A 25,029-nucleotide genomic window follows, 5' to 3' on the forward strand; every position below is an offset into this window, starting at 1 on the left:
CAACTCACGTTTAGTCATTGCCCAAACTAGAGTGTTTTCGCTGATTATTTTTTTCAATAAAAGCCGCAACCTTATCAGCATGTAGCGGGCGGCTATAGTAATAACCTTGCATGGTATTACAACCCATTACATGCAGCATATAAGCTTGCTCTTTCGTTTCAACGCCTTCTGCAACTACATCGATTTTTAAATATTTAGCCAGGCGTATAATCGTCGCGGTGATATTTCGGTCTTGTTCGCTATCAATAATATCTTTAATAAAAGAACGGTCAATTTTTAAGGTATCGATAGGAAAGCGCTTTAAATAGCCAAGTGATGAATGTCCTGTGCCAAAATCATCTAAGGCAATCGTGAAGCCAAGCGCTTTTAAGCGATTCATTTGTTGCTGGGCAAACTCAGGGTTATCCATCATGGCGCTTTCGGTTATTTCTAACTCTACACAGCGAGCCGGTACATCATAGTTTGTTAAGCACTCGGTAAGTGTTTCAAGTAAGCTGCTTTGCTGAAAATGTAATGCAGAAATATTAATTGCTACTTTACCAAAGTTAACTCGTTGATTACGCCATAATTCAAGCTGTTTAAATAATTGTTTCATTAGTAATAATGTTAATGGAATTATCGCCCCATTTTGTTCTGCTAGCGGTATGAACTCGCTAGGACTAATAAGGCTACCGTCAACTTGTGGCCAGCGAACTAATGCCTCAAAGCCATGAATTTGATTTTTGTCAGCATTATATTTTACTTGATAAAACAATTGAAAGTCTTGATGTTCAATGGCTCTAAATAGCGCACTTTCTTTATTGAGCTCATTTGAGTCTATGGTGTGTTTAGATTTATCAAAAAACTGATAATTGTTATGACCCATTTTTTTTGCGTGGTTAAGCGCGCTATTGGCGCAGCGCATAAGTGCTTCACTGCTATAGCCGTTTTCGGGATAGACAGCAATGCCGCAACAAGCTGAAATAAAGCTCTCTATGCCATCAAGCATAAACGGAGTTTGAAACTGTGCCAGGATTTTATCGGCAAGCTTTTTCGCGAAAAAGATAGTCATTCCTGAATATAAATAAGGTGGCACCAAAATAGCAAATTCATCACCGCCTAAACGGGCGAGTGTATAACCAGAGTCAAGATTGCGAGAGAGTCTACCTGCAACCTCTTTTAATAGTTCATCTCCAATTGCATGACCGAGGGACTCATTTATTTTATTGAAATTATCTAAATCGATAAAAATTATTAGTAGATCAGGGAAGTTATTATTACAACTGGCAATGGCTTTATTAACAGATTCAATAAAAATAGTACGATTAGATAGCCCAGTAACAGAGTCTCGGGTGGTGAGCTTTAGCATGGCCCGTTCATTATTTTTCCGGGCAGTTACATCGGAGAATAAGCCAATATAATGCGCGCTACTGTTACGCAGGTTAGGGGTTTTTACTTTGGTTATCGATAAGTCTAACGCATAAGGTTGCCCGTCTTTGCGCAAGTTCCAGATTTCTCCTGACCAATAGCCATCGGTTTCCAAATCATTATGAATAAGACTTTCTAGTTTTTTGTCTCGGCCTTCGACTGTGTATGCCTTTGGCTTTTTACCGACAACATCGGCTAGGGTGAATCCACAAATGGTTGTAAAAGCTTGGTTTATATCTGTTATTTGAAAGTCTTCGTTGGCAATCCAAATAGCGTCTTTAGATTGCGCCATTAATGCATTAGCTAAATTGTGTTTCGCACCGTTTTTTAGTTTATAAATAACAAGTAGTAATAAAATAATAAAAATAGTCGTTAAAATTAAATAATTAAACCAGTTAGGTAGGGTTAAAGCCGTTTGTTTTATTAGTAACACTAATGGCTCGCTATTTACTTGATTAAGGTTTTTAACTTCAAGGTAAATATTTTTTTGATCAGCTGTGAGCGACAGCATAGATTGAGAGCTTGGTAGTGGCAGCCACTGTCCATTAGGATCGAGTCGATAAGACAGTCGCATGGGTAAATTACTATCACTGGTGAACCAAACGGATACACCTTTTAGCGGTTGTTGCACATTCAGCGCATTCGTCGCTAAGTGATAATAGTGTTGGTCACTTTCTTGATAGTGTAACGCTAGGTGACTGATTGAAAATAGATTATTTTGCGGTATTGATTGTGTTGCATGTACTTCAAGAAGAATACTGGTATTTTGAGGCGCGAACAGCATTATTTTATCGCGGTAGCTTACGGTAAATTGAGCTTGTGGCAATTGCTGCTGGCTAATTGAATCATCTATATTTGCAGCCATGCTGTGGGTCGCATTTTCAACCCATACATTAGTACTGGGAGTGTAGAGTTTGATTGCTTGAGAATCGACTATCCACAGTGTATCAAGTGGAGCTTCGTAGATGGCAGTAGTGTCAAACATGCTGACTTTATTAAAGTGTACGCTTTTTGTTGTCAGTGCTGAGTCTACGGGGGTTTGCCATAAACCGTTTTTTGTCGCAAGCCAAAGCCTTGATGAATTACGCTGATAAAAAATATCTCTGATCTCGCCAAGGGGGTGTGTGGTGTCTAGCGCTAAGGGAATTGCTTGTTGATCGCTAATATAAAATAACTGCTGGTTATTACTTGCTAAATACTGTGTATCAGAGAGGGGGGTGAAAGCATTTATGTTACTAACTGGCAGCGAAAAATTATGTTGTTGAGTTGCAAAATCATAATTGATTAACTGTTTTTTGCTTGCTATCCATAGCGTTGTCGGTGCTGTGAAGTGCAGCACATTTGCTTGCTCTGGTAGTAATAAATCAAATGCTTGGGTGCGAGCACTGTATAAATACAACCCGTTAGAGGTTGTTATTGCCCACTTGTCTTCGTGTAAATAATACATACTGAGTACTTTTTTACCTTTAGAAAAGTTATCTATCTGGGCCAGCATTTTGAAATATTGCTGTATTCTTGGCGCTGGACTCTCGGTAATTGGCGTTGCAATAATTTGCATTGCATAAAGCCTCACCCAATTTTTAGTGTTGGTTTGCAGCCACAGTTGTTCATTGTTTTGTTTTATTGATAAAAAATGCGCCGGAGAATTATAAAATAAAGGCTTACTGCTTTTGGTTGTTAAATCATATTTATAAGCTTGATTATTATGTAAATAGTAAAGGTGGTCTTGAAAGAAGTTTAGGTGTTGCACATTGGTGTGATTGAGTTTTATTGTTTCTAATGAGTGGGTGTTATTAAATAGATAATGTTGTTCATTTGAGGTGCTAATAACGAGTGCGGTTGATGTTTGACTTGGGCTTAGCTGAGTAATGTCAGCCGGTGCGCTGAGCCGAGAGATAATTGCGTTGCTGGCTGTATCAAAGCGACTGGCCGCATTCCCGCCAGAATGTAACCATAAACTGTTGTTAAACCCAGCTGCAAGCTCAACAATTTGTTCAGAAAAAGCATAGGCAGAATGAAGCTTTTCGTTTTTTATTGTGTAAATCTGACCTAAATGTAGAAAATAAAAGCCATGATCTGTGGTAAAGATCTGTTGCTTTAATGGGCTGTCGGTTAGTTGAATTAGTTGATTGCTGATTAGATCTATTAAACTTAAACCTTGCTCTGTATTAACTAATAACCATGATTTATAAGCGGCTACCTGCAAAACATTAAGCGTTGCAAATGCTGAAAATGGCGGTGTGTGACTACTAAACAGGTGCGTAGAATCGTAGCTAAATAAACCTTTTTCAGTTGCGAGCCAAAATGTGTTAGTCGGGCTTTGGGTAAAGTCGTTAATGGCAGGTATAGAAAGCGCGTTGGCGTTTATTTCATCCACCATACTGGCGTTTACATTTACAAAAAAGAACATACTGATAAAGCAGCATGTTTTAAGTATAAACCGCATTGCAATCCATTGAATAAGTTTAAAAAGAACTTATTTAGAATAGTGCATGAATAAATAAATTGCGAATCGTCAAGCGTGAAATTTATTACAGTAAGTGCAGTGGCATTTTAGCCTTAAAGGGGGAGCTAAAGCGCCTAATGGGCGCTTTATTTGCAGTGTTTACTGAGCGTTAGGGAAACCTAACTGACGCCATGATTCATAAACAAACACAGCAACCGCATTGGATAAGTTCATGCTTCTGCTATTGGCTTGCATTGGGATCCGCACACGTTGCTCATTTGGTAATGATTGAATTAATTCATCCGGTAAGCCACGTGTTTCTGGGCCAAATACTAAACAGTCACCCGCTTCATAGCTTGCTTGGTGGTGGAATTGACTACCTTTAGTCGTACACGCGTATACTTTCTTTGGTTGGCACTTTGCTAAGTACGCCTCGAACGAAGCATGGCGTTGCACATGGCTAAATTCATGGTAATCAAGGCCCGCTCTTTTGACGCGCTTATCATCCCACTCAAAGCCCAGTGGTTCGATGAGGTGCAAAGCAAAACCTGTATTTGCGCACAAACGAATAATATTCCCTGTGTTAGGGGGAATTTCTGGTTGGTATAAAACGATATCGAGCATAACGAGCCTTATTGGTGATCTACATTTTGACGTTCGAGAGTATACACGAAACAGCGAAAAAAAATGATATACTGATTTTAATCAAACAGTTTAAAACATAGGCAAAAGCGTGCATCAACGTAGTTATGAGTTTTGGGTGAAAACCGCCAGTATTGTTACCATGGTTATGGTGAGCTTGATGATTGCGGCTAAATGTTGGGCATGGCTTGCGTCGGGCTCAGCATCCATGCTTGGCTCACTTACAGACTCTTTGATGGATATTACCGCCTCAGCGATGAGTTTTTTAGTGTTAGGTTATGCACTGCGCCCTGCAGATGACGATCACCGCTTTGGTCACGGTAAAGCTGAAGCATTAGCTGGGTTAGGTCAAGCAGCCTTTATTGCTGGTTCAGGTTGTTTATTAGCGTTTCATGGTATTGAGCGCTTATTTAACCCTGTGGTATTAAACCATTCGATGCTGGGTGTGTGGGTCAGTATTTTTGCCATTGCTTGTACGCTGGTGGTGGTATATGTACAAACCAAAGTGATAAGGCATACCGAATCTATCGCGATCAAAGCGGACTCAGTGCACTACAAAGGTGACTTAATTTTAAATGCCGCGGTATTGATTGCGATATTACTGGCGCAAAATGGCATGCTTTACGCCGACCCTATTTTTGCTATTGGCGTTGCTGGCTACCTTCTTTATAACAGCTGGGATATAGCAACACAAAGTGCTGATCACTTGATGGATAAAGAACTTCCAGATGAAGAAAAAGCCAGCATAGTATCAATTGCCAACAGTCATAACGATGTTTTTGGCGTACACGACGTACGTACTCGGCAAGGCGGCAAAGTTAAATTTATTCAAATGCATTTAGAACTTGAAGATCAACTGCCTTTGATCCGTGCGCATTACGTTGCTGATGAAGTGGTGGCAATGATCCAACAAGAGTTTAATTGTGAAATGGATATTTTGATCCACCAAGATCCCATGTCGTTGAGTCAGCCAAACTCTCAATTTAGTGAGTCACAAAACTGATAAAAGCGGCTAAGTACGGCTTGGCGAATGGTGTCTTGTTCAAACAGTAGCTCATGTTTTGCACCAGCAAACGTCTGTAAAACCGCATTGTTTTGACGATGCACCAATGCAATTTGAGCTTGGTTATCGACAACCGTATCGTTTTCAGCACTGGCAATAAAAACGGGGAGCGTTAGCTGTTGTTGCTCAAGAGTCGCCATAAAGCCAAACGCAGCATTTAACCAGCCATAAGTGACGCCACCTAATTGCAATATGCTATCGCTTTGATAGGTTTGTCTAAACAATTGATAGCGGACCTCGCTACTCGTTAGATCATTATTCAGAAAATCGTATGCTAGATAATCAGTTTGACCAAGTGCATAACACTGGTTAAAGCCTAATAAGCACGCTGTACGTGCGGCAAGTTTAGCAAGTGGTTTTGGTGTGCCTTTGGTGTAAATATCAAACATGGGGGCAGACAGGAAAACACCACTGTAGTTATGCTTAAATCGAGTGAGAAAGTCCACTGCAATCGCTCCGCCCATTGAGTGCCCGAGCATGACCTTTTTACCTTGGTAAAGAGTATTCACAATTTGACTGTCAAATAGTGCCAAATCATCTGCATAATCAGTAAATTTATTCACAAAGCCTTTATGCGGGTTTGCAAGCGCCCGATAAGATCGCCCTTGTCCTTGGTGGTCGACAATAAATACAGCGTAATTATTTTTAAATAACTCCCATATCAGCTCTTGGTATTTATCTAACCCTTCTATACGCCCAGAGCTAATGACTATAGCGGCTTTGGGCTGTTCCGGTATCGCATAACCATAATATAAATCACCATTTGTCGTCGTCAGCAGTGCTTTATTCACCTGTTGCGCAAAAAATTGCGATATTTCAGGCTGTCGCGCGAGTAAATCTGACTCTGTACTGTAAAACATAGGGCGCATTCTTATTTTTGTTTATTTAACGGTAAGGCAATGCGCACGCAGAGCCCGTTAGGTTCACTATTATGCAGTGTTAAGCTGCCAGCATGGGCGGCAATAGCGTTTTTAGCGATTGCTAAACCAAGCCCAGTACCACCGCTGGTTCTATCTCGTGCATCTGATTGACGAAAAAACGGCTCACATAGCTTAGTTAAATTTTGTGGCTCAACGCCAGGACCATCATCACTGATCTCAATATAAATCGCATCACTTAAACTCATCGATAAGGTAATTGTATGCACAGCATACTTTATCGCATTACGTAATACATTTTCTAATGCGCTGGCAATTAAGCTCTCATCGCAACGAATATCAACATTCAGCTGGCCTTGAATAAGCAGTTGTTTGTTATTTTGTTTCGCTTCAAACTGAGCATCATTTAACACGTGATCTATGATCACTTGTAAAGATTGTTCATGTAATGACAGTGCTTGGCTTTTCGCCTCAAGGCGCGATACTTGCAACACATCGGCAATCATTTTATCAAGTTGATTAGCTTCTTTTTCAATACGTAATAAGTAAGTTTGGTTTTCTTCTGGGGTTTGCATTTGCGCAAGGCCTGTCGCCATTTTTAAACGCGTTAACGGTGAACGTAATTCGTGAGATATATCAGCTAATAAGCGTTTTTGTGCGCTAATGAGTTGCTCTAACTGACTCGCCATACTATTAAAATCACGACCTAACACACCTAACTCATCTTGCCTGTTTGGATCTATGTTAGCGCGGGCGCTTAGATCACCATTGGACAGTTTAATCGCGGCTTGTTTTAAATGATTAATCGGTGCAATTAGGTTACGACTAAATATAAAGCTTAATATTAATGAAGCAAGAAGTGCAATAACCACTTTTAACCAAATCGGCATTAGTTTCAAGCGCACAATAAATGGCGTTTGGTGATTTTCGTCGATTTCGTATAAATAAAATGTGCCTTCTGGAAGGTCTATTTTTATTGGCCCAAATGCTTGGTAATACTCAGTAAAAATAACTTGTGGCGGCATACTTTTAGTGAAATTAATTAGACTTAGATCAATCTCATTTGGCGGTGTCCGACTACTCAATGAATGCTCAGGTTGATCTGAATTTAAGTACAATAATTTACGTTTGGCTAAACGTGGGTGCATTAAAATCTCAACAACGGGTTTTTCATGCTTTACTACGGAACGTTCAAGGCCTTTTGCTGTGTATTGCAGGTTTTTTAGCATAGGGCCATGTAAATCTTCATTGCTCACTTGATTGGTTGCAATGTTACTTAAAAATACTAACGCAGTGATCGTGCCGATAACTGTCAGCCAAAACCACACAAAAATTTTAAAAAATAAAAAGTGTTTCGGATGTTTCAGCCAAGCTAAACGGGGCGCGCTATTCTCCTTGGATAAAGACATAGCCGGTTCCTCGCATGGTTTTAATACGTTCAGCACTATTAAATTCGGCAATTTTTTTGCGAATATTACTGACATGCATATCTATAGAGCGGTCAAAAGAAGCCAGACGCCTTCCAAGTACTTCTTCACTTATTTGTTCTTTACTCACCACTTCGCCAGCGTGCTTAACCAATAAAGCAAGTACTTCATATTCAGTGCCAGTTAGACTCAATGGATGATCATCTACCGATGCTTCGCGGGCTGCTAAGTTAATAACGATATTATTGACACTAAGTTTATTTGAGTTGTGATTAGTTAAGCTAGTAATGTGCTCAATACGACGCGTAATTGCTTTAACTCGTGCGAATAACTCACGATGGTTGAATGGTTTAGGAATGTAATCATCGGCGCCAAGTTCAAGGCCAAAGATACGGTCAAAGTCTTCACCTTTGGCGGTTAGCATAATCACAGGTGTTAATTTTTTTTGTCTTAGCTGTTTAAGTACTTCAAAGCCATCCAGTTTAGGTAGCATCACATCGAGTAAAATTAGTGCATACTCATGCTCAAGCGCTTGCTTTAAACCTTGTTCGCCATCGTGTACACATTCAATTTGAAACCCTTGCGCAGTTAAATACTCAGAAAGTAACTCACATAAACCGGTATCATCATCAATCATTAATAATTTCATTTGCTCGCCTTAACCACGCTGGAATAACTTTATTTTACGCCTTAATGTGCTTAAAAGTGAACCTTTACACAACCTTTACATTGCTTTGCGTTGCTTTGCATTGGGGGCGTTATAGTGAACATAACAACTGAATACACAGTAAGTTCGCAACCAACCAAAGGTAATTATTATGACTATTTCAAGTAAAGTTTCTAAATTAGTATTAATTTGTGGATTAGCGACAGCAACCTTAGGCACTGGCGCTGTAATAGCAAAAGAAGGCATGCAGCATAAACAAGGCCACTCTATTGAACATAAACAAGCGCGTTTTTTATTGTCTGAACGTGGCGTTAAAAAGCTTGATTTGACTGAGCAACAACAAACTCAGTTGAAAACAATTTTTGAAGCGCAAAAAGCGCAATTTAAAGCACTTCGTGGTACTGATAAAGAGGCTATGAAGCAAGAACGTGAGGCACATAAAGCCCAAATGAAAGCATTATTAGATATGCCGTCATTTGATGAAGCCGCAGCCAAAGAGTTATTAGCGAAGCGCCAAGCTAAAGGCGAGCAATTTGCTTTAATTAACTTAAAAACGCAACATCAAGTTTGGCAGGTATTAAATGCCGAGCAACGTGAAAAGTATGAAGAAATTAAAAAACACATGCGTAAAAAAGGTCATAAAAAAGGTGACAAAAAACGCAGCCGCGATGAGCAAAAGCAAGATAAGTAATTATCAAAATTACTAAAACGAAATATAAAAACGCGAGAGAGATCTCGCGTTTTTCATTTTTACTAAGCCATGTAGCGACTTTACCTCGTGGCTGGCTTTCGTCACTTAAAGACTTTTTTACACAAGGAGAAGTGAATGAGCGTAAATGAGAAAAAAATACCGCGGGCTTCGAGCAACGAACTCCGAATACACCCCAGCACCTAGCCACTACCAAGGCCCTATTTTTACAATTACTTCTCTAAAAGCGCAGCGCCTCATAACCTCTTTGTGAATAAATTTTAATTGCGCGGGGTAAACCCGCGCCTACGAAATATCACCCATCTCGTAGCAGCGATTTTATATCGCGTCATAGTGTTAACTTGATAGGTGCACGTAATTTACGTACATTTAAGCGCATGCACAAGGCAAGCTAACCTTATTCACTTATGCTATGAATGACGCAAATAACCCCGCCATTTCACCCGATGAAATCATTAATATTCGCGAAACGTTTAATATGTCGCGCGGGGTATTTGCAAACTTATTACATACCTCAGCAAGAACCTTTGAAAACTGGGAGCAAGGCCGCAGCGCACCTAATGATCAGGCCATTACTTTATTAAAGTTAGTGCAGCGATACCCTGAAACGTTGAATTATATAGCTGAGTTGTAGGAAATGAATGATAAAGGAATATAAAAAGAATCCTTTCTTTTTATCGTTTATTAAATCATTACATAAAGTTATTTATGATTAATAAAATTGGAGAAATTGAAGTAACTAATCTTACTAAATTAGCTAAAAACTTCTCACTTATTTCAATCGTGATATGCATAAGCACCTCTCGGTTAAGCGGTTCAAATTAATTGACCAAATAACTATGTTGGTGCTACCCTTCAGTTGCGACACTGGGTGGTTGGCTTTAACTTTGTTATTTGATCAACACCTACAATCAAGCCTAAGTTTGTTTATTCATGCTTAGGCTTTTTTGTTCTTTAAGTTTACCATTTTGAAATGGCTGCGCAACCAAGGTGGCCGCTTAACCGCTTGATTTAATTAAATATAAAGCTTGTAATTTCTTTTTTGGATTCAATGTTATTTTTAGAAATGTTTTTATTTTATTGATTAAGTTAAAGAAATTATATTGTTTAAAAATAACACTCGAGATTTTTAATTCCTAATGTTTATAACTACCATTTTTATATGCGAATATGTTATAAAAAACTTGTTCAAACTGCTGTTTTTAGATTGATAGATAAAACTAAAGAGTTGATGCTCTCTAACATATTACTTAACTCAACCCCCTTATCGCTCTACTAATGCCATCTAAGCTCAGTGGGTACATACGGTTATCCATCAGCTGCTTTATAAAATCAATTGATTGATAATAGCGCCAGTGTTCAACCGGTTGTGGGTTGAGCCACGCTACTTTGTCAAAGTGATTGGTGATACGAGCAAGCCATGCGCTGCCGGGCTCTTCGTTGTAGTGCTCTACAGAGCCGCCGGGGTAGGCAATTTCATACGGGCCCATGGTGGCATCGCCTACAAAGATGACTTTATAGTCACTGGTGAACTTGTTGATCAGCGTCATAGTGTCGATGATGTTTGAGTGGCGGCGTTGGTTGTCTTGCCAAACGTGTTCGTACAGGCAGTTATGAAAGTAGTAAAACTCTAAGTGTTTAAACTCGCTGTGGGCGGCGCTAAAGAGCTCTTCACAAGTGTGAATGTAATCATCCATTGAGCCGCCAATATCAAACAGCATTAACACTTTTACCGCGTTATGGCGCTCTGGCGCCATTTTTACATCAAGCATGCCGCCTTGTTTGGCGGTCGCGCGAATGGTCTCGTTTAAATCTAGGGTGTCACTTGCGCCAGTACGGGCAAATTTACGCAGTTTTTTAAGCGCAAGTTTTATGGTGCGCGAACCTATTTCACGATCAGAATCGAGGTTTTTATATTCGCGTTTATCCCACACTTTTACAGCGCGGCGGTTACGGTTGCCGTCCTGACCAATCCGTACGCCTTCTGGGTTATAACCATACGCACCAAAGGGCGATGTACCGCCTGTGCCCACCCATTTATTACCGCCTGCGTGGCGCTTTTGTTGTTCTTCTAAGCGCTCTTTTAGGGTTTTCATTAACTCATCAAGGCCGTCCATGGCCTTAAGTTGTGCTTTTTCTTCATCGCTTAAGTGTTTTTCAAACTCTTTGCGCAGCCAATCATGAGGCAAGTCATGTTGCTGTTTTAGGCTCTCTAGTAAGTCGAGATCGGCAATGCCGCTAAAGTAATCAGCAAAGGCTTTGTCAAAGCGGTCAAAGTGGGTTTCGTCTTTTACCATGATAGTGCGGGCCAAATAGTAAAACCCGTCAACATCAGCAAATACCGCACCTTTTTTCAGCGCGTTGATTAAATCAAGTAACTCACGCATGCTTACAGGTAAGCGGTACTCTCGTAATTTGAAGAAAAACGCAATCAACATCTTAACGACGACTCATAAAGGCTAGTTTTTCAATTAAGCTGATATCTTGCTCATTTTTTAGTAGCGCACCAAACATTGGCATTAGGCCACCTTTTTGGCTTTTATCATGTAGGGTTTTTGCGTCGATATCTTCAGCCATTAACAGTTTTAGCCAATCAAGTAACTCGCTGGTGGACGGTTTTTTCTTGATGCCGTTAACGTCACGAAGGTTAAAGAATACTTCCAGCGCTTGGCGCACTAAATCTTGTTTTACATTCGGGTGGTGAACATCAACAATTTGCTGCATCTCGTCGCTCGATGGAAAATCAATATAATGGAAAAAACAGCGGCGTAAAAATGCATCGGGCAATTCTTTTTCATTATTTGAAGTGATGATCACAATAGGGCGCTGCTTAGCTACAATTCTTTCGCCAGTTTCATAAACATGAAACTCCATTTTATCCAGCTCTAGTAGCAAGTCGTTTGGAAATTCGATGTCGGCTTTATCTATTTCATCAATTAATAATACCGGGCGTTTATTGTGCTCTTCGCCGTAGGTAAATGCCTGCCAAAGTTTGCCTTTTACTATGTAGTTACCAATATCATGCACGCGCTCATCACCGAGTTGACTGTCACGCAGGCGTGATACTGCATCGTACTCGTATAAGCCTTGCTGTGCTTTAGTGGTTGATTTTATATGCCACTGGATAAGGCGGGTATCTAAGCTGTTAGCTAACTCTTCGGCTAGCATGGTTTTACCTGTACCGGGTTCGCCTTTTATTAATAGTGGCTTTTCAAGCAAAATAGCCGCATTAACCGCTTGTTTTAACGAATTACTTGCGATGTAGTTATCTGTAGAATTAAATTGCACGTAAATACCTGTCTGGTCTGAGCAGTAATAAATAAGGCTATCATGCCATAGTTACTCGACCTCTCCAAGGTATGCAAAGCGAGGAATAACGTGGCCGTCTTTTTCAACCGTTTCTAAAAACATACTCAGTGGTCGCGCCCACATGCCAAACTCACCATACAAGGCCTGATAAATTACCAGCTGTTCGTCGGTTTCGCTGTGGGTGGCAATGTACAAAACTTTGTATTTAGGACCTTTGTAATGTTGGTATATGCCTGATTTAAGGGAAAGTGGTTTTATTGCTGTAGTCATGTTTTGATCTCTTGTATAATTTGCGCTGCACTTTTAATGCTAACCAATTTGCCAATATTATGAACTATATATCGTTAGATGATTACAAGAAAGCGTGGGTTTTTCGCCATCAAGATGCGCCCGTATCAGAGCAAGATCTTGCTTTAATTAAACCTATGAGCCATGAGCGTGCAGCTGTTCTATGGAGCACTATGGTAAGCCGTGAACATGATCACCCTGATTTTTTTGAAAAAACCGATTGGTGTGGCAATGATGATAATTTCTCGCAAATAGTTCCTTGGGAAGCTGCGTGGGAAGAAGGCGCAGAGCAATTACCTACTGAAATTCTAGCTCACCTTGATTGGCAAGCAAACACCACCATCTATTTTTGTATGGCCCGTGACAATATCATTGAAACCAGTTTTGATGTGTTTAAACGCAATTGGCAGAATTTTATGTTTTTAGCTGATGGCAGTTTATTGCTTGGTAAAAAACGTAATGAAGTAGTGCAGTTTTTAGCAACGGGTGATGCAAAATTAGGTATAAAGGCTAGCGTTAAGTAACAGAGCTTAAAAAGCAGCCAATACTGTGCTATAAAACAAGCAACTAGATGTTTTTGAGTGTAATCGTTGGCTGCAAGCGACCCCTTTCAACAAGTCGATATTTGGCAATCTGATGCGCAGCGTGTGCTATATACACAGCTGTGTAACGCCTTCTATGCGCGAGAAATTGCTTTGTTAGTTGCAGAACCTAATGAGCAACGCTTACGCAAACGATTAAAAAGCCTTCCTTTTTATATCGAGCGTGCCGCAGCTGCTGTAGTTAATGGCCAGGTTCCTTTTCAGTTAGATCCCCATAATGGTAGCTGGCTTGATAAGCAAAAATTGCGGCCACCAAATGAAAAAAGTAATGATGATTTTTACCAGCAACATAAAAAAGTGGGTCTAATTGTGCCGCTGTTACTTAATCGCGCAAATCAAACCCGCGTTGCAATAGACAGCATCGACCAAGTAAGCGACAATAAACTTCATTGTAATGAACATGGTTGGTTTGATGACCAAGGGCAGCCGTTAGAGGGGCAGTCTGTAGTGTTATTAAAACCTACAAAAGCAACAATGGCTGCTGCATGTTGCGGTCATCAGTGGTCTTTTGATAAACGTACAACACCACGAACCTTATCTCTGAGAGAAATGCTGTTAGCAGGTAATATCAATTGGCGTAATTTAAAACGCCCTCATGTTCGAGTTAAAAAAATTTAATACCAGTTGCCTTAAGTGCATTATAAATTTGTACTGGTAGAGTAAAATCAAGGAGTGTTTAATGCGACTGTTTCAACTTGCGCTACTGTGTTTAGCGTTATTTGTACAATACCGGTTATGGTTTGGCCACAATGGGGTACAAGATTATAGTCGTTTAAAAGCGGCGGTTACTTCCCATCAAGATACTAATGCCCAGCTGATAAAACGTAATAAAGTGCTTAAAGCAGATATCGAAGATTTAAAATTAGGTCAAGAAGGGGTGGAGGAGCGCGCTCGCAATGAATTGGGGATGATCAAACCTGGCGAAACATTTATCCGTGTTTTACCTGGACAGCAACTAAATGAAAACTAATTATACTCTTGCCATTATAGTCCCAGCCGCCGGTGTGGGAAGTCGTATGCAACATTCTGCGCCTAAGCAATATATACGTTTAGCAGGCAAAACTATTCTTGAGCATACACTGGCTAAATTAGCACAATTGAAACAAGCGAGTAGTATTGTCGTAGCGGTGAGTGATGATGATCCGTACTTTGATTCTCTTGGGCTTATTGATCCCCGTATTATACGTGTAAGCGGCGGCAAAGAGCGCGCCGACTCAGTGCTTAACGGTTTATTAGCGTTAGCTGCTAACCCACCTGATTGGGTGTTAGTGCATGATGCGGCAAGACCCTTGGTTATGCTTACTGATATTGAGCGCTTACTAACTGAGTGTATAAATGCCGATGAAGGTGGCATTTTAGCCAGTAAAGTGAAAGACACTATTAAACGTGGTGGCACACACAGTAAGCAAACCGTACCTCGTGATGATTTATGGCAGGCGTTGACTCCGCAATTATTTAAGTATCATGATTTAATGCAGGCCCTACAAAGTGCGCTTGCCCAGCAAGTGACGATCACCGATGAAGCATCCGCAATCGAATGGGCAAATAAGCCTGTAAAGCTCGTTGCGGGACGCAGTGATAATATCAAAATAACTACCCCAGAAGATTTAGATTTAGCCAACTTTTTACTCCAAAAACAACACAGTGAGAATACACCATGATTAGAATTGGCCACGGCTTTGATGTTCATAAATTTGGTGGCGAAGGCCCGTTAACCATTTGTGGTGAAAAAATTGCTTATCCACAAGGTTTTTTAGCCCACTCCGATGGTGATGTGGCTATTCATGCGTTATGTGATGCTATTTTAGGGGCGTTGGCAATGGGCGATATCGGCAAACATTTTCCAGATACAGCCAGTGAGTATGAAAATATCGACAGCCGTATTTTATTGCGTCATGTTGTTGATTTAGCCAAACAGCAAGGTTATACGCTGGGCAATGCTGATGTGACGATTGTGGCACAAGCGCCTAAAATGCTGCCACACATTCAAGCGATGCGTGCTAACTTGGCGGCTGATTTGAATGCAGAAATTAGCCAAGTAAACGTAAAAGCCACCACCACTGAAAAACTGGGTTTTGAAGGCCGTAAAGAAGGTATATCAAGTCATGCCGTGGTGATTATGAGTAAAAGTTTACTAAGTAATCAATCACTATGAGTGAGTTAAATTACTTATATGGTGCGCCATTATCTAAGGCCGACTTTAAAACCACAGCGGAAGACTTTATGGTCGATGAAGACTTAGGTATAGAGTTTACTGGTAGTGGGGAACATGTATGTTTACAAGTGGTAAAAAAGGGCGAAAACACCCAGTATGTTGCTAAATTACTTGCCCAAAAAGCCGGGATTTCACCACGAGATGTAAGTTACGCAGGAATGAAAGATCGTCATGGTGTCTGTAGCCAATGGTTTAGTGTGCCAGTGCCGATTAAAAAAGACATTGATTTTACCGAATTAAATAGTGATTCCGTATTTATTATTGCCCAGCAGCGTCATAACCGTAAATTACGTACGGGCTGTCACAAAGGTAATAAATTTACTATTACGCTTAGAAATGTCACACAGCCGTTAGATATCCTTTGTAGAATTAATGCTGTACGTGCAGGTGTACCTAATTACTTTGGTGAGCAACGTTTTGGTCACGATGGTCATAATCTTGAAATGGCCAAGCGAATGTTTGCTGGTGAGCGTATTCGCGATAAAAAGTTACGCGGTTTAATTATCTCTGCGGCACGCTCTTATGTATTTAATCAAATTGTGAATTTGCGCGTTGCTGAGCATGGTTTAGCTAAAACTATGCACCGTGAGGTATTTATGCTCAGTGGTAGTAATGCATTTTTTGAGGATGCAATTAGCGATGAGAATATCGCACGGCTTGCCTCTGGCGATATTATGATGTCTGCACCTTTGGTTGGTAAAAGTGAAAAAGGCCTCACTGAGCAAGAAAAAATATGGTTGGAACCTTATAAGCAGTGGTGTGAAGGACTTGGTGAGCTAGGGCTTAAAAACGAGCGGAGAATGCTGCGTTTGATACCACAAGATTTAACCGTTACAACGATTGATGACACCACCATTAAATTAAGCTTTGCTTTACCTAAAGGTACTTTTGCCACGGCGTTGTTACGTGAGCTGGTGGATTACACCGATGCAAGTCCCCGTGTTTATAAAGAAAAGGACGCTGAAAATGAAAATATTGCTAAGTAATGATGATGGCGTAAATGCAAAAGGGATTGCGGTGTTATACCAAGCATTAACGCAAATTGCTGATGTTACTTTGGTTGCACCTGACCGCAATTGTAGTGGTGCGAGCAATTCTCTGACGCTTATGAATCCACTGCGAGCAACCACACTTGATAATGGATTTATTTCTGTCAATGGCACGCCAACTGATTGTGTGCATTTAGGAGTGAATGAGTTACTTAATGAAAAGCCTGATTTAGTGGTGGCGGGAATCAATCATGGCGCAAATTTAGGTGACGATACGTTATATTCAGGCACTGTTGCCGCAGCAACAGAAGGTCGTCATTTAGGCCTACCAGCCGTGGCTGTATCGTTATGCTCTAAAGAAGGGGAACACTTTGAAACGGCTGCGGCAGTGACAGTCAGTATTATTAAAGAGCTGACTTCACATCCATTACCGAAAGATCAAATTATTAATATCAATGTACCAGACATTCCGCTAGCAGAGCTTAAAGGCGTGCAAGTTACCCGATTAGGGGCTCGCCACAAAGCCGAAACCATGACAAAACAACAAGATCCTTGGGGGCGTGATATTTATTGGTATGGTGTTTTGGGCGCTGAAAGTGATGCTGGTGAGGGCACTGATTTTTTCGCAATTAATAATGGTTATGCCTCAGTAACCCCATTAAGTGTCGATATGACTGCTAAAGACAGCTTAGCTGCGGTAAGTGATTGGCTGAAAACAATGGAGATCAATGGTGCTGGCTAATTATACTCGCAGTGCGCGCGCGCTGGCCGAATTATTACAGCGTGAAGGAGTTGAAGATAGTGTGGTACTTAGTGCCATTGCTGACATTCCTCGGCATTTGTTTATTGATGATGTGCTTAAACACAAAGCCTACCAAAATACGGCATTACCAATAGGCCAAGGTCAAACAATTTCGCAGCCTTATATCGTTGCGAGGATGACGGAGCTGCTGCGTTTAGCGGGAGTACGTGAAAAAGTACTCGAAATTGGTACTGGTTCTGGTTATCAAACGGCGATACTGGCTAAAACCTTTACAAAAGTATTTTCGGTGGAACGAATTAAAGCGTTACAATGGCAAGCTAAGCGCCGTTTACATAATCTAGATCTTTATAATGTGTCTATGAAGCACGGCGATGGCTGGCAAGGTTGGCAATCGCAAGCCCCATTTGATGGCATTATTGTCACTGCTGCTGCATCGCAGGTACCGCAAGCATTACTTGAGCAACTCAGTGATGGCGGGGTGATGATTGCACCAATAGGAAATGAAGAACAACAACTGGTTATGGTTGTGCGCGAAGGCGAAAAATTTACTCAACATGTTATTGCGCCAGTTAGGTTTGTACCTTTGGTTCCTGGCGATATTGAATAGGAAGTCACTTTGAAATTGTTTACCAAGTTGTATGATATGGCATTAGTGTGGGCGAAACATCGCCACGCAGAGCGTTATTTAGCAGGGATGAGTTTTGCTGAATCAGTTATTTTTCCTATTCCACCGGATGTTATGCTTGCGCCTATGTCGCTTGCACAACCGAGTAAAGCATGGCGTTACGCTACCTTTGCTACGGTTGCGTCAGTACTTGGTGGGGTATTTGGTTATTTATTAGGGTTTTGGTTATTTGAGCCTGTTGTCGAGCCTTTGATTGCGCAAATGGGTTGGCAGGAAAAGTTTAATACTGCCCTAAGTTGGTTTAAAGATTATGGTGTGTGGGTGGTGTTTTTAGCTGGCTTCTCACCAATACCTTATAAGGTATTTACTATTGGTGCGGGGCTTTTACAAATGGCCTTCCTACCTTTTCTATTAGCTTCAGCGGTTGGGCGTGGCGCACGATTCTTTTTAGTCTCAGCACTAATGAAGTGGGGAGGAGTAAAAATGGAGCAAAAATTACGTCAATATGTAGAAGCACTTGGCTGGGGATTAGTGATTTTAGTGGTGGTAGCGTACTTTTTACTACGTTAAGCGTTAAAAACCACAATTATTAATACAAGGAGCAAAACACTATGAATAGCCGGTACATTTTCTATGTTACTTTATTTACAAGTGTTTTGCTCAGTGCTTGCTCTTCTCGTCAAGCGCCAGCTCCAGTAAGTAGTTTAAATACTTCTGTTAAGCCTTATACCAGTAAAGTGAACATCAATGGCGATCGTTATGTTGTAAAAAAAGGCGATACACTTTACTCAATCGCTTTCAGCGCCCAACAAGATTTTCGCATGTTGGCAAAAAACAATGATATTCCAGCTCCTTACATGATCCATCCAGGTCAAGTTATTTCGTTTAAAAAACCATCAGCAAAAACGAAAAAGCAGAAAAAATATACGAATTCGAGTAAAAAGTCTACAAAAGAAATACAAAAAAATAACAAAAAATTAAAAAAAGAGCTTGATCAGCCAAAACAACGAGAGTATGTTCAAAAACAAGCCAGTAAAAAAGTTAGTAATACCAACAGTTTGGTTTCAGGAAAGGTACATTGGTCCTGGCCTGCTAAAGGGACTGTAACACAGCGGTTTTCAACTAAAGAAAATGGCTACAAAGGGTTACAGATTACTAATAAAAAAGGTGTGGCTGTGGTTGCTGCCGCACAAGGAACAGTCGTATACGCGGGAAATGCACTTAGAGGGTACGGTAATTTAATCATTTTGAAACATAATGATGATTATCTTAGTGCTTATGCACATAACTCTAAGTTATTAGTGAAAGAAAAACAGGATGTGAAAGCTGGGCAAAAAATCGCAGAGATTGGCAGTTCAGATTCTGACGTGACGGCATTACGTTTTGAGATCCGTTATCGAGGACAGGCTGTTAATCCCGAAAAGTATTTGCCTTAGCTATCGGGTATTGATCATAGTGATATAAGATCACTTATTTGCTTGAGGGTACGCTCATGGGTAACACAGCAAAAATAGAGAAAACGAAAGACGCGGTTGATGATAAATTTGATGATATAGTGGTAGACGATGCTGCTTCTGAATTATTAGATGACGTCGATAAAGATGATGATAAAGATGATGAAATATTTGCTAAAGAGGAAATAACTAAAAATTTAGATGCGACTCAACTCTATTTAGGAGAGATTGGTTTTTCACCATTATTGAGCGCTGAAGAAGAAGTGTTTTTTGCCCGCAAAGCGTTGAAAGGCTGTGAAGCCTCCCGCAAACGCATGATTGAAAGTAACTTACGTTTAGTTGTAAAAATTGCCCGCCGTTATAATAATCGAGGCTTAGCGCTACTGGATTTAATTGAAGAAGGTAACCTAGGCTTAATTCGCGCTGTTGAAAAATTTGACCCTGAGCGTGGTTTTAGATTTTCTACCTATGCTACTTGGTGGATCCGTCAAACCATTGAACGTGCCATCATGAATCAAACTCGCACCATTCGTTTACCAATCCATGTTGTAAAAGAATTGAATGTTTATTTACGTACTGCTCGTGAGTTAACTCAAAAGCTTGATCATGAACCGACTGCCGAAGAAATTGCCGCCTCTTTAGATAAGCCCGTTGAAGACGTAACTAAAATGCTGCGTTTAAATGAGAAAATTACTTCTGTAGATACGCCAATTGGTGGCGAAAATGATAAAGCATTACTTGATATTATTGCCGATGAAAAAGGCTTTGGTCCGGAAGGCGAAGTACAAAACAATGATATTAATAAGCATATTGTTGATTGGTTAGGTGAGTTAAACCCTAAACAACGTGAAGTGCTTGCGCGTCGCTTTGGTTTATTAGGCTATGAGCCGTCAACGCTTGAAGATGTTGGCCGTGAGATTGGTTTAACGCGTGAGCGAGTAAGACAAATTCAAGTTGAAGCGCTGCGTCGTTTAAAAGATATTTTACAGCATGAAGGATTAAGTACTGATAGCTTATTTGATCAGTTCTCATAACGACTAGCACAGTAGTAATAGACACAAAACACACACAGAAAATAATTATTAAAAAGCTGAAGAGCAAAACTCTTCAGCTTTTTTTGTGGTTTTTTCTTATCTTAAAGTAAGGCTTTTAATTTATAAAGTAGCGCGTGAGCTTGGCGCGGGCTTAAGTCATCAATATCAATTTCAGCAAGCTGGGTTTCTACTTGCGACGGCTCAGCTTCGAATAATGAAGGTTGCACGGCATTGATGTCTGCGGTGACTGGCTGATGATTCTCGAGCATTTTAAGCTTTTGTTTTGCTTGTTTTATAACTGCTTTTGGCACGCCAGCCAGAGCCGCTACTTGTAGGCCAAAACTTTTACTTGCAGCGCCATCAAGCACGGTATGCATAAAAGCAATGGTGTCGTTATGCTCTATGGCATCTAGATGAACATTGACCAGTCCAGCTTGTTGCTCGGCAAGTTCTGTCAGTTCAAAATAATGCGTTGCAAATAATGTTTTAGCTGATATTTTTGACGCTAAATGATCAGCTGTCGCATAGGCGAGAGACAGGCCATCGTAAGTACTGGTGCCACGGCCTATTTCATCCATTAATACCAGTGATTGCGCCGTGGCATTATTTAAAATAGTGGCTGTTTCTGTCATTTCGACCATAAAGGTTGAGCGCCCTGATGCTAAATCATCACTGGCACCAATACGTGTAAATATGCGGTCAATATTACCTATTTTAGCGCTGTCTGCGCTCACGTAACTACCAATGTGAGCCATGAGCACAATGAGAGCCGTTTGACGCATATAAGTTGATTTACCGCCCATATTTGGCCCTGTGATAATCAACATTTTGCGTTGTGCATTAAGCTCTACAGGGTTGGCTATAAATGGGTCTTTCATGACTTGCTCAACAACTGGATGGCGCCCCTGTTTGATGCTGATATCGTCACTATCACAAAGTTCTGGTTTGGCGTAATTAAGTGCAATAGCGCGCTCAGCTAAGTTATTCAGCACATCTAAATCAGCCAGTGCGGCAGCCATAATTTGTAGCTGCTCAATGTGCGGCGCTATAAACTCAAACAATTGTTCGTACAGCTGCTTTTCAAGTGCGAGTGCTTTTGATTGGCTGCCTAATACTTTGTCTTCATGTTCTTTAAGCTCTGGAATTATATAGCGTTCGTTATTTTTAAGTGTTTGCCTGCGAATATAATCTGCCGGTACTAAGTGTGCATTGGCACGGCTAACTTCAATAAAGAAGCCATGTACACGGTTATAGCCAATTTTGAGCGTGCTGATACCAGTACGTTCGCGTTCACGCTGTTCAAGCTGCTCGAGTATATCAGTTGCACCTTGGCTTAATGATCGCCACTCATCGAGTTCATTATTGTATCCAGGGGCGATTACGCCGCCATCACGAATTAATACCGGTGGGTTTTCAATAACGGCTTGTTCGAGTAATTGTTGTAACTCAGGTAGCTCTGGTGATTGCGCGACAATTTGGCTAATACGTGGATCGCTAGCATCGGCTAATAATTGGTGTAATGGTGCAAGGGCTTGTAGTGCACTGCGCAGGCGGGTTAAGTCACGCGGGCGGGCGGTCCACAGGGCTAAGCGAGCAATGACGCGCTCGATATCGCCTATTTGTTTGAGCGACTCATGTAGCTCGCCACACAGTTGCGAATCAATAATAGCGCTAATGGCATTAAGGCGCGCATTTAGCTCAGGCTTGGAGCGTATTGGGGTATGAATACGACGCTTTAATAACCGCGATCCCATTGCCGTTGCTGTTTTATCAAGTATTTGTGCTAGGGTGTTCTCAAATCCGCCGGATAAATTGACGGTCAGCTCTAAGTTTTTACGTGTGGCGGCATCTAAAATAACCGCATGTTCATTATGCTCTAAAGTGATGGCACGAATATGTGGTAAAGCAATGCGTTGGGTATCTTTGACATACTGCATTAGGCAACCAGCTGCAACTAATGCGGTTTTGGCTTTATCAACGCCAAAACCGATTAAATCTTTAGTGCCAAATTGCTCACATAACAAATGCTGGGCTGTGTCTAAATCAAACTCCCACTCAGGGCGTCGACGAATACCTTTAATATGTTCAATTAAATGAAAGTTAGTAAAGTCTTCACTATAAAGTAGTTCGGCTGGTGCTAAGCGTTGTAAAGTTGAACTAAACGCTTCCTCAGTATGTACTTCAACAATATTAAAACGACCTGAGTTAATGTCTAAGTAAGCGATGCCATACACGCCTTTTTTACTTTGCCAAACACTGGTTAGTAAATTATCTTGGCGCTCTTGTAATAATGCTTCATCAGAAATTGTGCCTGGGGTGACAATGCGTACCACCTTACGCTCAACGGGGCCTTTGCTCGTTGCAGGGTCGCCTATTTGCTCACATATTGCGACTGATTCACCCATTTGTACCAAGCGGGCTAAATAGTTTTCTACGGCGTGATAGGGTACGCCGGCCATTGGAATAGGATCTCCGCCAGCTTTACCGCGGTGCGTTTGCGAAATATCGAGCAGTTGCGCTGCGCGCTTAGCATCATCAAAAAATAGCTCATAAAAGTCGCCCATGCGATAAAACAGTAGAATATCACGATGCTCCGATTTTATTTTTAGATACTGCTGCATCATTGGCGTTTGTTGATTTATAGTGTGTGGTGCATAAAGATCGAACGACATGTATTTACCCAAAGGCTGAATATGGAATTACATCAAGAGATTAAAACACTTGCTGCGCAATTAGGCGCTATTTTAACGGATAAACGCTTATGGATCACTAGTGCTGAATCATGTACTGGTGGAGGAGTAAGTTATGCATTAACAGATACCCCAGGCAGCTCAACTTATATAGATCGCGCATTTGTCACTTATAGTAATCAAGCCAAGCAAGATTTACTAGGTGTCGATGAGCAAACCTTAGCTTTATATGGGGCTGTGAGCGAGCAAACAGTTTTGCAAATGGCTGCGGGTGCCTGTAAAGCGGCTGGAGCTGATATTTCCGTTGCAGTATCGGGGGTGGCAGGTCCAGGCGGCGGCAGTAAAGAAAAACCCGTCGGGTTAGTGTGGTTTTGTATTCAGATTGGCAATAAACAGTATTCGAGCCAACAGATATTTGCAGGTGATAGAGCGCAGGTTAGATTGCAAGCTATTGTTTATTCTTTAAAAACTGTTATTGAAAAGATAAATTGATAAAATTAACTTGATACTGTGATTTCATACAGTATACTTGTCTGCATTAGCCGGATTTGGAGAGTAAAATGAACGATAACAAACAAAAAGCGTTGGACGCTGCTTTATCTCAAATTGAACGTCAATTTGGTAAAGGCTCAATTATGAAATTGGGTGACAACAAAGCATTAGATATTGATGCTATATCAACAGGCTCTCTGGGCATTGATATCGCATTAGGCATAGGTGGTTTACCTATGGGTCGTATTGTTGAGGTATATGGTCCTGAATCATCAGGTAAAACTACGCTAACACTACAAGTTATCGCAGAAGCACAAAAAGAAGGCAAAACCTGTGCATTCGTCGATGCTGAGCACGCACTTGATCCAATTTACGCACAAAAATTAGGTGTAAATATTGATGATCTACTAGTGTCGCAACCAGATACCGGTGAGCAAGCACTTGAAATTTGTGACATGTTAGTACGTTCAAGCGCTGTTGATGTAGTTATTGTCGACTCTGTTGCAGCACTTACACCAAAAGCGGAAATTGAAGGCGACATGGGTGATTCACACATGGGCTTACAAGCACGCTTAATGTCGCAAGCATTGCGTAAGCTAACCGGTAACATCAAACGCTCTAACACTTTATGTATTTTCATTAACCAAATCCGTATGAAAATTGGTGTTATGTTTGGTAACCCAGAAACCACAACGGGTGGTAATGCTCTTAAATTCTACGCCTCAGTACGTTTAGATATTCGCCGTATTGGTTCTGTGAAAGAGGGCGATGAAGTCGTGGGTAATGAGACCCGCGTTAAAGTGGTAAAAAATAAAGTTGCACCACCGTTTAAACAAGCTGAATTTATCATTATGTACGGCGAAGGTATCTCTAAACATGGTGAACTAATTGATTTAGGTGTTAAGCATAAGCTAGTTGAAAAAGCCGGTGCTTGGTACAGCTATAATGGTAGTAAAGTTGGTCAAGGTAAATCAAATTCAATTAAGTTTTTGAAAGAAAACCCTGAAATCTCTGATGAAATTGAAGGCAAGTTACGTGACATGCTGTTACTAAAAGCGACCATTAAGCCAGATGATAATGAAGATGTTTTATTAGCGGATGGTGCTGAGCTTTAACTACATGAAATAAGCCCGCTTTGACCCGAGCTTAATTGTCAAAAAGCCACTAAATGTATGTTTAGTGGCTTTTTTGTGTATTTTTGTTACCAATAGCCAATCTACAGAGGCCGCTAATACCAATCGTGTTAAGTTACTGACCATTTATAACGCAGTTAGCGCTTTATTTAGCCCGCTAGAATGGTTAAATATTTAAGTCGATTGGTATAAGTAT

24 protein-coding genes and 1 pseudogene are annotated in these 25,029 nt (G+C 40.8%); 16 read left to right on the forward strand and 9 right to left on the reverse strand.

Translation table 11 applies throughout. The annotated features are described in order from the left end of the window. Positions 1–10: 10 nt before the first annotated feature. Positions 11–3,853 carry an EAL domain-containing protein gene (locus tag CWB85_RS14050; protein ID WP_138555225.1) on the reverse strand — a complete coding sequence of 1,281 codons (3,843 nt, stop codon included), beginning with the start codon at positions 3,851–3,853 and terminating at the stop codon, positions 11–13. 159 nt (positions 3,854–4,012) lie between these two features. Continuing rightward, positions 4,013–4,477, reverse strand: a complete 465-nt coding sequence (gene trmL / locus CWB85_RS14055) for a tRNA (uridine(34)/cytosine(34)/5-carboxymethylaminomethyluridine(34)-2'-O)-methyltransferase TrmL (RefSeq protein WP_016708492.1) — start codon at positions 4,475–4,477, stop codon at positions 4,013–4,015. Positions 4,478–4,586: 109 nt separating this feature from the next. On the opposite strand from trmL, the gene CWB85_RS14060 reads away from it, so the two are divergent. Further along, positions 4,587–5,498: a cation diffusion facilitator family transporter gene (locus CWB85_RS14060; protein WP_016708493.1), complete on the forward strand. Its 912-nt coding sequence runs from the start codon at positions 4,587–4,589 to the stop codon at positions 5,496–5,498. Here CWB85_RS14060 and CWB85_RS14065 read toward each other — a convergent pair. Genes CWB85_RS14065 through CWB85_RS14075 form a run of 3 tightly spaced genes read right to left on the reverse strand, consistent with a single transcriptional unit; the run spans position 5,474 to position 8,512 of the window. Continuing rightward, positions 5,474–6,418, reverse strand: coding sequence for an alpha/beta fold hydrolase (locus CWB85_RS14065; protein WP_138555235.1), 945 nt, complete (start codon positions 6,416–6,418; stop codon positions 5,474–5,476). The two genes, CWB85_RS14060 and CWB85_RS14065, sit on opposite strands and share 25 nt — an antisense overlap. An 11-nt stretch (positions 6,419–6,429) precedes the next feature. After that, a complete protein-coding gene (locus tag CWB85_RS14070) occupies positions 6,430–7,845 on the reverse strand; it encodes an ATP-binding protein (protein ID WP_138555226.1) in 1,416 nt (471 codons plus the stop codon). Further along, entirely contained in the window at positions 7,823–8,512 is a 690-nt protein-coding gene (locus CWB85_RS14075) for a response regulator (RefSeq protein WP_016708496.1), read from the reverse strand. The genes CWB85_RS14070 and CWB85_RS14075 overlap by 23 nt, the downstream gene beginning before the upstream one ends. A gap of 169 nt (positions 8,513–8,681) precedes the next feature. Here CWB85_RS14075 and CWB85_RS14080 point away from each other — a divergent pair, with 169 nt between their 5' ends. Both CWB85_RS14080 and CWB85_RS14085 read left to right on the forward strand, forming a co-directional pair. Next, the gene (locus CWB85_RS14080) at positions 8,682–9,221 is read left to right on the forward strand and encodes a Spy/CpxP family protein refolding chaperone (RefSeq protein ID WP_016708497.1); all 540 of its coding nucleotides are present in this window, start codon (positions 8,682–8,684) and stop codon (positions 9,219–9,221) included. Positions 9,222–9,615: 394 nt separating this feature from the next. Then, positions 9,616–9,873 (forward strand): annotated as a pseudogene (locus CWB85_RS14085) (helix-turn-helix domain-containing protein); the annotation flags it as partial. A 616-nt stretch (positions 9,874–10,489) separates the two neighbouring features. Here the strand turns inward: CWB85_RS14085 and CWB85_RS14090 are convergent. From CWB85_RS14090 to CWB85_RS14100, 3 genes are read right to left on the reverse strand one after another with little or no spacing between them, the layout of a single operon-like run. Further along, positions 10,490–11,677, reverse strand: coding sequence for a vWA domain-containing protein (locus CWB85_RS14090; RefSeq protein ID WP_138555227.1), 1,188 nt, complete (start codon positions 11,675–11,677; stop codon positions 10,490–10,492). 1 nt (position 11,678) lies between these two features. Continuing rightward, positions 11,679–12,527 carry an AAA family ATPase gene (locus CWB85_RS14095; RefSeq protein WP_016708500.1) on the reverse strand — a complete coding sequence of 283 codons (849 nt, stop codon included), beginning with the start codon at positions 12,525–12,527 and terminating at the stop codon, positions 11,679–11,681. A gap of 51 nt (positions 12,528–12,578) precedes the next feature. Beyond that, on the reverse strand, positions 12,579–12,818 hold the full coding sequence (locus CWB85_RS14100; RefSeq protein ID WP_138555228.1) for a DUF1653 domain-containing protein: 240 nt from the start codon (positions 12,816–12,818) through the stop codon (positions 12,579–12,581). A gap of 59 nt (positions 12,819–12,877) precedes the next feature. Here CWB85_RS14100 and CWB85_RS14105 point away from each other — a divergent pair, with 59 nt between their 5' ends. The 11 genes from CWB85_RS14105 (at position 12,878) to rpoS (ending at position 20,518) form a co-directional block, all read left to right on the forward strand. Further along, complete coding sequence (locus tag CWB85_RS14105) at positions 12,878–13,360, forward strand: DUF2947 domain-containing protein (protein WP_016708502.1); 483 nt, start codon at positions 12,878–12,880, stop codon at positions 13,358–13,360. A 66-nt stretch (positions 13,361–13,426) separates the two neighbouring features. Further along, entirely contained in the window at positions 13,427–14,056 is a 630-nt protein-coding gene (locus CWB85_RS14110; protein ID WP_138555229.1) for a hypothetical protein, read from the forward strand. Positions 14,057–14,117: 61 nt separating this feature from the next. Next, positions 14,118–14,408, forward strand: coding sequence for a cell division protein FtsB (gene ftsB, locus CWB85_RS14115; RefSeq protein WP_016708504.1), 291 nt, complete (start codon positions 14,118–14,120; stop codon positions 14,406–14,408). Then, a complete protein-coding gene (ispD, locus tag CWB85_RS14120; protein ID WP_016708505.1) occupies positions 14,398–15,099 on the forward strand; it encodes a 2-C-methyl-D-erythritol 4-phosphate cytidylyltransferase in 702 nt (233 codons plus the stop codon). Before ftsB ends, ispD begins: the two co-directional genes overlap by 11 nt. Continuing rightward, entirely contained in the window at positions 15,096–15,593 is a 498-nt protein-coding gene (gene ispF / locus CWB85_RS14125) for a 2-C-methyl-D-erythritol 2,4-cyclodiphosphate synthase (RefSeq protein WP_016708506.1), read from the forward strand. The genes ispD and ispF overlap by 4 nt, the downstream gene beginning before the upstream one ends. Then, positions 15,590–16,639 (forward strand): tRNA pseudouridine(13) synthase TruD, encoded by a 1,050-nt coding sequence (gene truD / locus CWB85_RS14130; RefSeq protein ID WP_138555230.1) that lies wholly within the window; start codon positions 15,590–15,592, stop codon positions 16,637–16,639. The genes ispF and truD overlap by 4 nt, the downstream gene beginning before the upstream one ends. After that, a complete protein-coding gene (gene surE / locus CWB85_RS14135; RefSeq protein WP_016708508.1) occupies positions 16,620–17,384 on the forward strand; it encodes a 5'/3'-nucleotidase SurE in 765 nt (254 codons plus the stop codon). Before truD ends, surE begins: the two co-directional genes overlap by 20 nt. Beyond that, the gene (locus CWB85_RS14140) at positions 17,374–18,012 is read left to right on the forward strand and encodes a protein-L-isoaspartate(D-aspartate) O-methyltransferase (protein ID WP_029216121.1); all 639 of its coding nucleotides are present in this window, start codon (positions 17,374–17,376) and stop codon (positions 18,010–18,012) included. The genes surE and CWB85_RS14140 overlap by 11 nt, the downstream gene beginning before the upstream one ends. A 9-nt stretch (positions 18,013–18,021) precedes the next feature. Further along, positions 18,022–18,600, forward strand: coding sequence for a YqaA family protein (locus CWB85_RS14145; RefSeq protein WP_016708510.1), 579 nt, complete (start codon positions 18,022–18,024; stop codon positions 18,598–18,600). Between the two features lie 41 nt (positions 18,601–18,641). Then, a complete protein-coding gene (locus CWB85_RS14150) occupies positions 18,642–19,466 on the forward strand; it encodes a peptidoglycan DD-metalloendopeptidase family protein (protein ID WP_138555231.1) in 825 nt (274 codons plus the stop codon). A 56-nt stretch (positions 19,467–19,522) separates the two neighbouring features. Next, positions 19,523–20,518: an RNA polymerase sigma factor RpoS gene (gene rpoS, locus CWB85_RS14155; RefSeq protein ID WP_138555232.1), complete on the forward strand. Its 996-nt coding sequence runs from the start codon at positions 19,523–19,525 to the stop codon at positions 20,516–20,518. A 101-nt stretch (positions 20,519–20,619) separates the two neighbouring features. On the opposite strand, the gene mutS is transcribed toward rpoS, so the two are convergent. After that, positions 20,620–23,190 carry a DNA mismatch repair protein MutS gene (mutS, locus tag CWB85_RS14160; RefSeq protein ID WP_138555233.1) on the reverse strand — a complete coding sequence of 857 codons (2,571 nt, stop codon included), beginning with the start codon at positions 23,188–23,190 and terminating at the stop codon, positions 20,620–20,622. 21 nt (positions 23,191–23,211) lie between these two features. Here mutS and CWB85_RS14165 point away from each other — a divergent pair, with 21 nt between their 5' ends. Beyond that, a complete protein-coding gene (locus CWB85_RS14165) occupies positions 23,212–23,700 on the forward strand; it encodes a CinA family protein (protein WP_138555234.1) in 489 nt (162 codons plus the stop codon). A 68-nt stretch (positions 23,701–23,768) separates the two neighbouring features. Continuing rightward, positions 23,769–24,815: a recombinase RecA gene (recA, locus tag CWB85_RS14170; protein ID WP_016708515.1), complete on the forward strand. Its 1,047-nt coding sequence runs from the start codon at positions 23,769–23,771 to the stop codon at positions 24,813–24,815. The last annotated feature ends 214 nt before the right edge of the window (positions 24,816–25,029 follow it).

This window comes from Pseudoalteromonas sp. S1727, assembly GCF_005886375.1.
Classification (GTDB): Bacteria; Pseudomonadota; Gammaproteobacteria; order Enterobacterales; family Alteromonadaceae; genus Pseudoalteromonas; species Pseudoalteromonas haloplanktis.